General features: G+C 60.0%; 11 protein-coding genes. 5 read left to right on the top strand and 6 right to left on the bottom strand.

All coding sequences use genetic code 11. The features are described 5' to 3' along the window. Nucleotides 1–54 precede the first annotated feature (54 nt). From P8K07_03795 to P8K07_03785, 3 genes are all read right to left on the bottom strand, one after another. Nucleotides 55–1317 (bottom strand): hypothetical protein, encoded by a 1263-nt coding sequence (locus tag P8K07_03795; protein MDG1957644.1) that lies wholly within the window; start codon nucleotides 1315–1317, stop codon nucleotides 55–57. A gap of 91 nt (nucleotides 1318–1408) precedes the next feature. Beyond that, nucleotides 1409–1561, bottom strand: coding sequence for a hypothetical protein (locus P8K07_03790; protein ID MDG1957643.1), 153 nt, complete (start codon nucleotides 1559–1561; stop codon nucleotides 1409–1411). Between the two features lie 143 nt (nucleotides 1562–1704). Next, nucleotides 1705–2472 (bottom strand): hypothetical protein, encoded by a 768-nt coding sequence (locus P8K07_03785; protein MDG1957642.1) that lies wholly within the window; start codon nucleotides 2470–2472, stop codon nucleotides 1705–1707. A 429-nt stretch (nucleotides 2473–2901) separates the two neighbouring features. Here P8K07_03785 and P8K07_03780 point away from each other — a divergent pair, with 429 nt between their 5' ends. Continuing rightward, nucleotides 2902–3345: a YtoQ family protein gene (locus P8K07_03780; protein ID MDG1957641.1), complete on the top strand. Its 444-nt coding sequence runs from the start codon at nucleotides 2902–2904 to the stop codon at nucleotides 3343–3345. A 94-nt stretch (nucleotides 3346–3439) separates the two neighbouring features. Then, a complete protein-coding gene (locus P8K07_03775; GenBank protein MDG1957640.1) occupies nucleotides 3440–4885 on the top strand; it encodes an amidase in 1446 nt (481 codons plus the stop codon). A 102-nt stretch (nucleotides 4886–4987) separates the two neighbouring features. On the opposite strand, the gene P8K07_03770 is transcribed toward P8K07_03775, so the two are convergent. Beyond that, nucleotides 4988–6436, bottom strand: a complete 1449-nt coding sequence (locus tag P8K07_03770; protein MDG1957639.1) for a hypothetical protein — start codon at nucleotides 6434–6436, stop codon at nucleotides 4988–4990. Between the two features lie 197 nt (nucleotides 6437–6633). Beyond that, on the bottom strand, nucleotides 6634–7860 hold the full coding sequence (locus tag P8K07_03765) for an MFS transporter (protein MDG1957638.1): 1227 nt from the start codon (nucleotides 7858–7860) through the stop codon (nucleotides 6634–6636). A 248-nt stretch (nucleotides 7861–8108) separates the two neighbouring features. On the opposite strand from P8K07_03765, the gene P8K07_03760 reads away from it, so the two are divergent. Further along, entirely contained in the window at nucleotides 8109–9314 is a 1206-nt protein-coding gene (locus tag P8K07_03760; GenBank protein ID MDG1957637.1) for a CoA transferase, read from the top strand. A 40-nt stretch (nucleotides 9315–9354) separates the two neighbouring features. Here the strand turns inward: P8K07_03760 and P8K07_03755 are convergent, their stop codons facing one another. After that, on the bottom strand, nucleotides 9355–10155 hold the full coding sequence (locus P8K07_03755) for a ZIP family metal transporter (GenBank protein ID MDG1957636.1): 801 nt from the start codon (nucleotides 10153–10155) through the stop codon (nucleotides 9355–9357). A gap of 219 nt (nucleotides 10156–10374) precedes the next feature. Here P8K07_03755 and P8K07_03750 point away from each other — a divergent pair, with 219 nt between their 5' ends. Both P8K07_03750 and P8K07_03745 read left to right on the top strand, forming a co-directional pair. Continuing rightward, complete coding sequence (locus P8K07_03750) at nucleotides 10375–11658, top strand: serine hydrolase (GenBank protein MDG1957635.1); 1284 nt, start codon at nucleotides 10375–10377, stop codon at nucleotides 11656–11658. A 156-nt stretch (nucleotides 11659–11814) separates the two neighbouring features. After that, on the top strand, nucleotides 11815–13311 hold the full coding sequence (locus P8K07_03745; protein ID MDG1957634.1) for a cellulase family glycosylhydrolase: 1497 nt from the start codon (nucleotides 11815–11817) through the stop codon (nucleotides 13309–13311). Nucleotides 13312–13341 lie beyond the last annotated feature (30 nt).

Below are 13341 nucleotides of genomic sequence, written 5' to 3'. Positions count from 1 at the left end.
TCTCGAAAGGTCGCCCCGAGCGGATCGCCCCGCCTCCGATTCGCCGGGCTGTGGCTATGGCGCGGGTATCGTGGTCGCCGGCGGCAGCAGAGGCGCAACGGGCGGATCGAGAAACGGTCGTTGGGCGAAGTTCTCGCCAAAGTAGAATTTTTGCACTGCGGTCGCCGCGTTGCCGATCGAGGCGAGGTCGGGGCCTCCGCCGGGCCCCGAAGTATTGCTGAGCGCGTTTTGTGCATCTGCCAGCGCGGCGACACCGCGATCATAGGTCATATGATCCCAGTTATGCCCCGGGATGTTGCAAGCGACGGTTTCGATCGCGCGGGCTGCGGCGCCAACCACAAGCCTCCATTCCGGTTCTGTCGCGCAAGATGCGGGCCTCTCGCAGAGCACCTTCATGAAGGCATTGACCAGCTCGTCGATTTCGGTGCGAAAGAAGCCTCCTTTTCCTGCTTCGGATTGGAACTCCGAGCAGAGAGCATGGTTCACCGCGACATTCTCGTGTACTTTCTGCCAGATTTTTTTTCCTCGGGACACTGCGGTGGCGAAGCGTGCCTGGTCGGGTTCATTGTGCCAGACGCGCACATCAAGCCCCATGGAGAGCCAGGTGATGGGGCCGAGGACCAATTTGTGGCGGTTCGGGTTTTCGATCCGGATATTTCCGTCCGCGAGCGGGATATCCTTGAAGAGGACCGGATTCTGATCGGTATTTACCGGGACGGACCAAGGTAGACTGAGGATCGATCCCGAGACGTGGCTCTGCTGCCATTGACCGAAGCCGAGAGCACACGAATCACGAGAAAACTCGTTCATGACAAGGCCGATCACGGCATCGGCCGCAGACGAGTTGAGTACCGGAAACTGCCGGCCTCGTTGGCTATCCGTCGCCCAGGAGGAGACCGCGGGCAGGTAGTCTGTCGACCCGCGGACGACCGGCAAGCCGACCTCGTAGCCCAGCGGAAGGAGGCCCCGTTGGTTCCAGATGAAGTTCTCGCTCTGGTAGGCGCTGGCAATGAAGTAATCGAGGAAATGGCGGGTATCAGAACCCTCAGGAAGGCATTGGTAGAACCAGTCGGCAAATATCGCCAGAGTATTGATCTGGTGCACCGGGCCGGTGAACCGGGAGTCCTCGAGCAGGGTTTGGATTCCACCTACCGGTTCCTCCTTCACGGTATCGGAAATTGAGGTGTCCCAGTCGAGCTTGCGAAGGAGATCGGTGGTCTTCGCATTGTTGGTGTCGATTGAGGAGTCGGAGGATCCGCAACTGGCAAGTTGAAATGCGGCGAGAATACAGGCGAGAGATTTGGCGATTCTTTGCATGAATATACTTTCCCCTGACGACGGAACAGATTTGGTGAGTATCCCCGGCAGGCGTTGGATAGGCGCGGCATCCCGCGAGTAATGGGCTGTTTCAGGAGCCGGCGATGTATTGCTGGTAGACCCCCCACGGCCACAGAATGGAGTTGGTGAGCGCCGTCGCAAAAGGGAGTTCTTCGACGATCAGAAAGAGAAGGAAAAAAACGAAAATTCCACCCGTGTAGATACGCCAGATCAGTCCGAACATTTTACTTCTCCTGACTTTCGTTTGGTACTGCGGAAAGCTGTCGAGAACTGCGCGAAGTCCCGACAGTGTCTCGTCCGCGGCTACTGATACGGCACGGGCCATCGGATTTCAGAGAATCGCTGTTTTGCATGTGAGATGTTCTTTCAATCGAGGACAATTGAACAATCGATTGCCTGGACGTCCGGGATGCAACACGATTCGCTGGTGGTTGCGTCTCCCTTGCATCCAGAGTTTTCGATGAGGTAGTTCTGCGCGCTTGGCGACATTTCAAAACTCCAAGCCCGGACGCCCGCCTGCAGAAGCACGGCATAACGCTCCTCGCCTCCCCAGAGGCTGGGGTCGGAGCGGATGAGAAAACAATCGCCGCAGAGCCCGTCGAGCGTGCCATGTCCAAGTGCCATCGCCGCCTTTACGGTTCGAGTGCCGCCGTCGATCGCAACGTCCACAAGGTAGGCGGTTTCGCCCGTTGCCAACCGATAGGGCGCGGCCTTCTGCCGGGCGTGTGACTGCCATCTTTCCTGCAAGTTCAGGTAGCTCGTCGCATCAAGGTCCGCCGTATATTTCGACGGGCCGCAGCCGGTATAGGTGAGCAAGGGATAATCGCCGCCGCGCAGGACACACGAATTCTGGCTCTTGTCCCAGAGCCATGGGGTGTCTCGGGATGCTCCCGCATTTGGTCCGCATAGTGGCCCCAATCCCACGTAGCCGGGCGTTGGTGCGCCGATCTGACAACCCCAATCGGCTGGTGTCGAATTCCATGGGTCGGGACAGAGCAGCGCCTGGTCCGCTGCGCAGCCCGCGGCGGGGTCGGTCCGACTCGAATCGGCAGGGGTGCAGGAGCTGGATTCATCGGCGCCGTAGCCGGGCGCAAAGGTACAGGGCTCGAAGCTTTCGCCATCACTTCCAAGCACGGGCTTGCTCTCCCCGGAACCGCCGCAGGCAGCAAGGGTGAACAAGGCCAGAAAGATGCACCACAAGGCACCTGCCCCTGAATGCGGCCGCGATAGATTTCTCGGGCTTCCCTTGGGGCATGTAATCCGAGTCAATCGCATCTGGTCCATGCGGCTTGGTAGCACGCCAGATCGGTTGAACCCTAATGGTGCTCGCTCGGGGTCGAGTTTGACGAGTGCCCGGTTCTTCCGTCAGAAAGACCGTGTCATCAGCCCACCGATCGCGACAGCAAGCCCGAACCGATAGTCATGGAGGTTGTTGGCCGTGTTGCCGAGGCCGGAGCAGCGGGTGGCGAGGGGCCCTCGGGAGGGATCTTGTGGATACGCTGGAATCGGTGGTCGGCGGGCTCGGGAATCGAAAATTTACTTCTTTGCAAAGCGAGAATAGAAATGACCTGGAATGTATATTTGTCGGGAGAGATCCATACCGACTGGCGCGAGCAGATCCTCAAGGGTGCGGGGTTACGCAAGCTGCCTGTGGAGTTCACCTCGGCGGTGACCGACCATGACGCCAGTGATGCCGCCGGCGACCTTTTGGGTGCCGAGGGGAATCCGTTCTGGCGGGACCATAAGTCCGCCAAAGTAAATTCGATGCGGACGCGAACCCTGATCGAGAAATGCGATCTGGCGGTGGTGCGGTTCGGTGAGAAGTACAAGCAGTGGAATGCCGCTTTCGATGCCGGTTGCTGCGCGGCGCTGGGCAAGCCGTATATCACATTGCATGATGAGGCGATCATTCATCCGCTGAAGGAGGTCGATGGCGCTGCCATGGCGTGGGCGCAGACTACGGATCAGGTGGTCGAAATGCTCGCCTACGTGATCGATCAGAAATAGATTCGAGCGAGACCGGGATCGGTGAGGGATGGATGAAGCAATGATTGGAAGATCATCCGCAAGATTAGAGAACGCTGAACTTTGGGAGTGATTGATGGAATTGGCGTTTGCTACCGCTGCAACCCTTGCTGCAAAGATTCGTGAGAAAGAAATCAGTTCACGCGAACTGACGGATCTCTACATTGAGAGGATCGATGCGTACGACGGCCAGATCAATGCCGTTGTTGTCCGGGACTTCGAGGGTGCCCGGCACAGGGCTGATGCCGCGGATGCTGCACTGGCACGGGGTGAGGTGCTCGGCCCTTTGCACGGCGTGCCCATGACCATCAAGGAAGCCTATGACATCGAAGGGCTACCCACGACCTGGGGGATCCCGGCCTTTGCCCGGAATATCGCATCCACGGATGCCGAGAGCGTACGGCGGTTCAAGGCAGCCGGTGCGCACTTTCTGGGCAAGACGAACGTGCCGATCCAGCTTGCTGATTTTCAGAGCTATAACGAGATCTATGGAACCACCAATAATCCCTGGAACCTCGAGCGCATCCCCGGGGGCTCGTCGGGCGGGTCAGCCGCGGCTTTGGCGGCCGGTCTGACGGCGCTGGAAGCGGGCTCGGATATTGGCGGATCGATCCGGAACCCGGCTCATTTCTGCGGAGTATATGGTCATAAACCGACCTGGAATATCGTGCCGCAGCGAGGGCACGCATTACCCGGCATGTTGGCCTCCCCTGATATTGCGGTCGTCGGCCCTCTGGCGCGCAGCGCCGAGGATCTGGCGCTGGCGCTGGAGTTGGTAAGCGGCCCCGAGGAACTCGTGGAAGCCGGCTGGAAACTCGACCTGCCAGCACCGCGACAGAAAACGCTCGCAGACTTCCGGGTGGCCCTGTGGGCCGACGATGAGCGGGCGCCTGTGAGTGCCGAGATCTCCGCGCGGGTGCAGGCGGTGGGGGATCGGCTCGCGAGGCTTGGTGCAACGGTTTCGGATCATGCGCGACCCGCGTTTGATCCCTCGCTCAGTCACGATGTCTATCAATCCATGTTGCAGGGAGCGATGAGCGCCGGGATTCCGGATGCGGAATTTTCCGGCTTGCAGGGGCATGCAGCCGCCATGGACCCCGGTGATCCGTCTGCCAATGCACAGATGCTGCGAGCCGTAGTGCAGACCCACCGTGATTGGATTCGGCAGAATAACCAGCGTGCGGCCCTGCGGATGGCCTGGAAGAATTTCTATCAGGAATGGGATATTCTGCTCTGCCCGCAGTCGCCGACGGTGGCCTTCCCCCATGATCATGCGCCGCAAGGCGCGCGTACCCTCGACGTGGACGGTATAGCCCAGCCCTATTTCCAACAGGTTTTTTGGGCCGGTCTGATCACGGTCGCCTATCTGCCCAGCACGGTCTTTCCGACGGGCCTGTCGGAAGCAGGTCTGCCGATCGGCCTGCAGGCGGTCGGCGGCGAGTATCAGGATCGCACGTGCATCGAGTTTGCTCGTCTGATGGCAAACGAGTTTGGGGGCTTCGTGTCGCCTCCTGCTTACTGACGCTCGAGCTGCGGGCCGGCGTTTTTTCCGGCCCGGTGACAGCAGAAACCGAGTTTTTTTGGAGCCATGCCGATGCAGGCATTTGCTGCTCTCGGTTTGGCGTCAACCTTGTCCGTCCAGCAGTTTTTCCGTGATGGACAGGATGGTGTCGGATTGCTGGTAGAGGTAGCGCTTGTCGATCTTGTCGATGCCACCGTACTCAAGATTGAGGTAGTACCAGGGGTAGATTACGCCTGCGAATGTGTTGATGTCTTTTCCGATCTGCCTCTCTCCGCAATAAGGGGGGCGGAACCCGACGGCGGAACCGGCCATTGGTGGGGTCAGTCCGTGGCTGATTGTGACGGGAAGATGGTCCGAGGATTCCATGATGGCGGTTCCCTCGTAGAGTTCGGCGCCACTCTCCCTTGTGGTGTAGTAGCCGTAGGCGCCACTGGAATCTTTTTCGGGAACGCCGAGATGCTCGAAGTTTATGGCGGCCTCGACCTTCGACATCAACTCGAGATGGGAGTTGCAGAATCCCCAAGTGCCGGCGTAGGGGACATCATAAGCCGACATATGTCCGGTGACGCCGACGAAAAGAAGCGAATATTGGAACTCGACACCGGCGTCGGCGAGATCTCCGAAATACTTTGCCATCACGAGCTTGGAGGCGATGCCGTTTTCCTCGACGGCATTCTGACCATCGGTGTGGGTGCCGAGCAGAATGTACTTGTCGGGTTCTCGGCCAGGTAAAGTTCCCCAGATGTGTCGAGTGGTGTCCTCGTTGTAGGTGCCCGTCAGCGTCAGTGTCGCATCTTCTTCGTCGTCGATCGCTGCGGCGACGGCCGTGCACGAATTCTGGTCAAGAATCAGTGTCGGAATCGAGTTTTCCCAGTTGTCCTTGGTGTCGCGGCCGACCATGGTGCTTTCGAAGTCCTGATAGTCATCCTGGATGCGGTCGAGCGGCTGGTCCACGCAGCAGATGAGGCCCTTGACGTTTGCGTCGACATCGGCGAACACGACCGGCTTGCTGGCAGGGGCGGCGGCCATATCCTGGAATCGAAGCTGGCACCCTGCGAAGCCCTCGTCTGTCGTAAATTGTGCGTAGCCGAGTACGATCCTCTCTTGATTGGAGAGGTTGGGGTTGTCGGCATACGCAAGAGGGAGCCTCAGTCCCTCGTCCCCCGTGAATTTCGAGCGGACGAACGGGTAAGCGACGGTCACCTCCTCGTCGCCTTTTGCGGTATGGAGGACCAGGGAGGTGCGTTCTGTCTTCCATCGGGGGAAGTTCATGACATCATTGCTGACCGTAAAACCGGACTCTTGCAGAGTCGTCTGAATATGATCGAGGAAATCCTTATGGCCCGGCGAACCCGTCAGGCGAGGTCCGAAACCAACCATCTTCCGGAGTTCACAGTAGTAGTCGTCAGAGGTTGGACGGCCATTCAGCTCCGGGCAATTGCCCTGAAATGGCCCGGGAGGGAGGGAACCACCGCCGCATTGCACCGCGAGGCTGGCCAGGAGACAGCCCAGGAGGGCGCGGGAGAGGGATTTGGAGTATTTGATGGCCATGCCGTGATCTATAATCGTTTGAGGGTTACACTCAAGAGGCTCTTCGTTAAACCTCCCGCAGCGACTCGGCTGTTGCGACAGAAGCGAGAACTCTCGCGGGGTCCGGATCAGGACTCCCGCTGGCTGACGAATCCCTCAAAGAAGCGGCGCCGTTGCCGTGGCCGGAGGCACTGATTTTTCTCTGTGCAGTTTTGTGCTCAGTCAGGATCCTTCAGGCTCGGCAATCGCCAGGCGACCCAGACCCCGAATAATGCGATTCCGAGATAGGTGATACTGACGGTCGAGTCGCTGGCGCTGCCGGCGCCAAGCCAGATCGGAAGCGCCTGCAGAAGAGCCCCGCTCAAACAGCCGGCTGCGTTGACGATGGCCACAACGGTGGCCGACTGATTTGCCGGAAGTCCGTAGCCGGCGACCGCAAAACTCAGCGAGCAGGTTCCAAAAAGCAGGCCGAGGCCCACCATCAGAGCCAGAAGCTGGTCGGTGGAGGCGGATGACGAAACCATCAGAGTCACCGCCATCAGGAGCAGCGTCAAGGTCGTCGAGATTCGGAAGATCCCGCGGAGGCGCTCGACGCGGCTGCCGAGGATTCCGGCGATGAGCATGCCTGCGGCAAGCCCTGAGAAGAGCCCCATCTCCAATTTTGAGATCTCGGCAGCCGTGCAGCCGCACGCCTCCTGGAGCTTGATGTTCCAGTAGCCACCAAAGCCGAACGTGAGTCCGGCACCCCAAGCATAGAGGCCGATCCCGTAGCGCACGAGCGGTAGCCTGAGCGCGTCTATGATCCTTCGTCTGATACGACCTTCACTGCTGCCCTCCGCCTGAGGCGGCCCGTGGTCGGAGTCCGTAAAAAAGAGGGTGGTCCAGAGCGCCGCGGCCAGGGCCAGGCCCAGAAGCGCCTGGCCCTGCATGAGGAGTCGCCATGGAGTATCGGCGAAAAGGGTTGGGATAAAGACCGCGGAAATGGCGCCGATCCCGAAGCACATATCCGCAAGTGCCATCGCCAGGGCAAAGCGACGCGCGGGGAGCCGATCACGTGCGATCTTTCCGGTCCCCGGAAACACAAAAGCCATGAAGGCCCCGGCCAGAATTCGCGAGGCGAGGAGGGTCCAAAAGCCCTGGGCTTCGGAAAACAAGAAGACCGATAGCGCCGAAAAGCCGGCGGCAATCGGAAGAAGGCGACGGGCCCCGAATCGATCGAGAAGAATCCCCGCCGGCAATTGCATCAGACCGTAGGCGAGCAAGTAGGCAAGCGAGATCGAGGCGGTCTCGAACGCTGTGAGCTGGAACTCTCGTTGGATCGAGTCGGCAAAAAAACTGTAGGCGAATTGAAAATCGACCTGCCAGAGAAGAAAGAGCACCGCGACGCACCAGGGCCACCAGACCCTGAACCCTCTCGGGCCTCTCTCCGATCTTTCGGCGTTCATTCCAAGCACCCCATCCTGTTTCCCTGCGACCCAACGCGGTGCCTGGATCATCCCCGGAAATCCAAACGATCTCAGGGTGGTCCTTACAGGGTTTTCGGCGTCATCTCTACAGAGATTGTTTGGGAACGCGGACTGTATCGAGTTGACGAACACAGGCTTGGTGCGCCAAAAGGGACTATTTTGCTGATCGCGGTTGGTCGAGGAATTCTGGGCCCGGGCTTGCGACAACTCTTCTTCGGAGAAAACTCATGAAAATTGTTCTTGGAAATGAAGCGGCGCCAAAAGGGCCGCTAGACGGTGTCCGTGTCCTGGATCTTTCCACTGTGGTCTCCGGACCGCTTTGCGCGCAGGTGCTGGGCGACCTTGGCGCCGACGTAATCAAGGTCGAGGCTCCCACGGGGGACGCGACAAGGAAAATGGGCTTGCCCGATGCGTCGGGATTTACGGGTTGGTACCTTCAGTTCAACCGGAACAAACGCGGCGTCTCCTTCGATCTGAAGACCGACGGCGGCCGCGCGGCCCTGTGCCGGATTGCGAAAGAAGTCGACATTGTAATCGAAAACTACCGGCCGGGCGTGGCCGAGCGGTTGGGAATCGATTACCCCCGTCTCGTCGGGGACAATCCGGGTCTGATCTATGTCTCGATCAACGGGTTTGGTTCCGACGGGCCTTACCGGGACCTGCCAGCCTACGACTCGGTGATTCAGGGAATCGGTGGTTTCATGCACACCCAGGGGGGCGGCGGGGAACCCAAGCTCATCTCCTCGATCGCAGCCGACAAGGCCAGTGGGATGACGGCGACCTGGTCACTGCTTGCCGCGCTCTATGCGCGGGAAAAAAATGGCGGTACCGGACAGCATATCGAGATTCCGATGCTCGATAGCTGGGTCGCATTCATTCTGCCGGATGTCATTCAGGACCGGACATGGCGTGACGCACCAGAGCCCGGCCCGGCGCCTTCCATTCACAGAACCTGGGAAACCAGGGACGGTCATGTTGTGATGATGATTGTGGAAGACCGGCAATTCCAGGGGATCTGCCGAGCGCTTAACCGGGCCGATTTGATCGACGATCCCCGTTGCGCCACGCTGATCGATCGCTTCATGAATGCGGATACGCTCTTTGTGGAGATGGAAGACGAGATGCGGAAATGGGATACGGCCGAGTTCGTGGCAAGGTGCCGGGAATTCGATGCTCCCGTCGCTCCCGCTAACTCCTTCGGCGAGGTAATCAAGGATCCCCAAGTCGTCCATGCCGGCTTGTTCATGGACGTCGATCATCCGGATGCGGGAGCTCTGCGTCTCGTGAAGAGCCCGGCCAGGTTCTCCGAGACTCCGGTTTCTCTCCGTGCGCATCCGCCCAAGCTTGGAGAGCATACCGATGCTGTGCTGCGCGAATTCGGATATTCAGAAGAGGAAATCGCCGCGCTGCGGTCGACGGGATCGGTCAGCTAGCCGGGCAGCCGAATTGGATTGCCCTGCAGACGCATCCGGCCTAGCCCATCGAGTGGGCTTCGCCGATCAGAAACCTCGCACAGATGGTCACGCCGAGCCCGGCGAGCATGGCGGCAAAGCCGCGCCAGTGCCGGCATCGCTTGATCATTGGCGTGCTTTGCAGCTCATTGAGCATTCCCATGAAAAGGAAGGTGCCCGCCGCCATCGCGAGGACCGAGGCCCGGGCGATCAAAAGGGATTCCGCCCCCATTCGTCCCCCGAGAAGGCTGCCGAAGAAAATTCCGGCGGGCGTCGCAAGAACAAAAAGGCCGAAGACGAGTCGGACGCCTCCTTTCGATAGCGAGCTGTCCGAAAGCTTGAGTGCCAGCGCGAATGCAGCTGAGGATTTATGCAGGAGGATGGCGATCAGAAGGAGCACGGCCTGCTGGGTTTCGCTCACGCCGAGTGCCGCGCCCATGAAAAAAGACGGAATGGCGATCATGACGGTCATGAGGATGGGAATCAAAGGCCTCGGGGGAGCGCTCTGGTCTGCATGTTGGTCCTGGATATCCTCGTCGAGATGGCGAATCGCGTGCGAGATTCCGAGCAGCGCGAGCATGGCGGCAATCGCGATCAAGGAGGCGATAGGTTGATTGACTCCGGGTAGAGCCTTTCCGAATAGCTGGAACGACGCCGGAAGCATCATGGTGAGCGCTAGTGCAAGAAAGACCCCCGACGCGAACGCTTCCCCCAAGGGGTAGCGGTCGGGCTCTGGCTTGCTGGCCCGAAGCGGCGGTAACCCGCCGGATAGAGTCGCCAGGCTGATGATGACAATGGAGAACCAGCTGAATGCGTTCGGCATCCGCGATTCCTAACATCGATTCGACAAGTCCGCCCTCCAAGGTCCGAGCGGAAGCTCGCGACAGATTGCGGTCTGCCGGTGGAGTGTCTGGGAGGAAGGGTGTCGACTCGAGAGAGTGGGGTTTTACCGTCCGTCCCCTGCGCGCTATAGCCCGAGAGCAGGGCCCGGGAATTCCGTTAGACATCGTTACGGACGACCGGTTGGCCAAAGGAGAAAACGTTGAGTGATTACAAAAGAGGCCCGATTCGTATCGAGGGCTCGGTCGCACCCGGCTTCGAGTCCGTAAAGGCGCTCTACGTCGACCAGATGCAGCGCTCGGCCGAGCAAAATACACAGCTTTGCGTCTATCACCGCGGTGAGCGAGTCGTCGACCTCTGGGCCAGTGCTTCGGGCGACGAGCACTTCACTGCCGACTCGGTTGTCAATATTTTCAGCAGCGGCAAGAGCCTTGCTTCCATCGCCATGGCCTGGCTGGTGGGCAAGGGGCTGTTGGCCTACGACGCCCGCGTCTCTGCCTATTGGCCGGAATTTGTCGGCGGCGGCAAGGATGATCTGACGGTAGCTGATGTTCTGCGCCATGAGGGAGGTATGGCCGCTTTCCCGAAGGCTCTGGACCCGCAGGATCTGCGCACCGAGAGCATCAAGCAGAACAAGGTCGGCGAGTTGATCGAGGGCCTGTCGTTGCGCTTCCCGGAGGAAGATGGACGGAAAAGGGAGTATCACGCGGTGACACGCGGTTGGATCCTGAACGAGATTTTCCGAAGGGTAGACCCGGCGAGTCGGACGATCGGTGAGTTTTTGCGCGACGATCTTCGCGGTCCTCTTGGCGCGGATGTGATCATGGGGGTTTCTGAAGCAGAGCTGGGCCGGGTGTCCGCCGTGAAGCTGCTTCCGTCTGGCCTGCTGCTGCGCGAGACGTTCAAGCCGGCTTTTCTGGGCCGGAAAACGATGCATGGTGCCTGGCAGCTATTTGGCCGTCTGGCGAAGTTGCTACCCGCAATGCGCCACTCGACGACGCGCAAGGCGCCGCCGCCGTTTCGGGGCATGAAACGAGTGGAGTTCTTCAACGAGGCGGCAGTCGCTATGGGAGAGACACCTTCGGCGGCCGCGAACGCGTCCGCGCGCGGTCTGGCGAAGGTGGCCGCGATGATGGCCGCGGGTGGAACATTCGAGGGGCGCGAGTATATCAGTCGGGAAGGATGGAGTGCGTTGCACGACCACCCCCAGCGGGCGAGCATGGGGTTTGGCGGCAGCAACTTTACCCAGGGCGGGGTCAACTTGTTTACGCATCAGGGCCCCGAGGCCTCGGAAATTGATCAGGCGTTTAATAATGGTCGCGTCGGTTTCTACGGTTGGATGGGATTCGGTGGTTCGGTTTTTCAATGGAACCCCGAACAGGAAATCGGCTTTGCCTTTGTGCCGACAGCACTCCATGTTCTCGACCTTTTCAACGAGCGCGGGGAGGCTTATCAGGCCGAGGTTCTGCGCTGTATCGGGAAGTGATTCGGGAGCTCTCAGTCGTGGGGGCCAGCAGTGGACCCGCATATGGCGTGCTTCGACGGCATTCCCGCCTCTGAGAGAGTCGAGCGGGGCTGTCGCTGAGCAGTTCCGGATCTTGCGATTGGGACGGATCTGGCGCAGAACAGGGATATGAATCGAATGAAGCTCATTCTGCCTCTTCTTGTCCTGCTGGTTTCGGCCTGCGGTGGCAGTTCTGCTCCCGACTCCAGGATGCCTCTTTTGCGGGCGCAACCCGATCCGATCGAAGGCGGTCGGATCGTCGATGGTGACGGCCGCGAGGTGATCCTGCGCGGAGTGAATATGAACTCCTTTGTCGACTATTGGAGCGGGAACGACTTCCCCACAACCTTTCCCTTTACCGAGGCAGACGCCGACCGAATGGCCTCTGTTGGCTGGAATGTGGTGCGACTGCTGATGTCGTGGTCCCGGGTGGAGCCCGCGCCAGGCGTTTATGATGAGGCTTACCTCGATGAGATCGCCGAGGCGGTGGCTCTCCTCGAGGCGCGAGGTATCTACTCCTTGCTTGACATGCATCAAGATGCCTGGACCGCGAATCTCGCCGCGCGCCCTGATGAGGAATGCCCGGATATTTTCCCACCCGCGATCGGGTGGGATGGCGCCCCGGACTGGGCCACGTTCGATCAGGGTAGGGCGCGTTGCGTACCGGGTGGTTTTCGCGATCTGACGGCGGCGGTAACGGCCTCCTGGACAGCGTTCTTTACAAATCAGGAAGGGCCGGGAGGGGTCGGGATTCGGACTCGTTATGCGGAGATGTGGGGCCATGTGGCGGAACGCCTCTCGGGGTCTCGCGCAGTCGTCGGGTATGACCTGATGAACGAACCGGGTGCCTATACGGACTCCGACCTCGAGGGCCTCGTCGCGATGTACGCCGACGCGATCGTCGAGATTCGAGCTGGAGAACGTCGGGCAGGTGCGCCATCTCATATCGCGTTTTTCGAGCCGTCGATCGCGTGGCTTTCGGCCCCGCCAGATTTCGCGCGGGATGAAAATATCGGATATGCACCTCATCTCTACGAGGGCGGCTTTGATAACGGGGCGATTACCCGGGGCTCCTTCGATCGAGCTTTGGCGGACGCGGCGCTATTTGGCGGCGCGCCCGTTCTGGTGGGTGAATGGGGCGCCAACCCCGACCGTGCCGGGCCCAATGCCGATGGCTATTTTCGCAACCATCAGGCTCTGCAAGACGAATTCGGATTCTCCGCGACTTTGTGGACGTGGCGTGAGTCCTGCGGCGACCCGCATAAGGTGCGGGATACCGGGGTTCCGATCCCGTGGGGCGAATTTGAGGTGGATTGCCGCACCAATGAGATTCTCGGGGAAAGGTCGATCCTTTTTGCGGACCTGACCCGAGCCTATGCTCGTTTTTCGCCCGGGCAGGTGACTGCTATGGACTACGGTCCGGATTCGGGGCGCTTCGAAGTCCTTGGTGTCGACGCCCGGCGCGGTCAGGTTCTCGAGGTTTTTTATCCGGTATCGTTACATGGCGCCCCGGAGGTTTCGGTCGTGGGCCTTGGCGAGGTCTCATTGGTCGAAGGTGCGGGCGGCGAGCTTCTGCTGCGCGCTCGCGCTGACGGTGGCGCATGGGGCTTGCTGGCAGAGCCCGGGTTCGAGTGAGAGCCAGGACACTGGCGAGAATCTGGTGTT

The organism is Candidatus Binatia bacterium, from assembly GCA_029248525.1.
Lineage (GTDB): Bacteria > Desulfobacterota > Binatia > UBA12015 > UBA12015 > UBA12015.
Note: the sequence above shows the minus strand (reverse complement) of the source record. Positions and strands in the feature narration are given on the sequence as shown.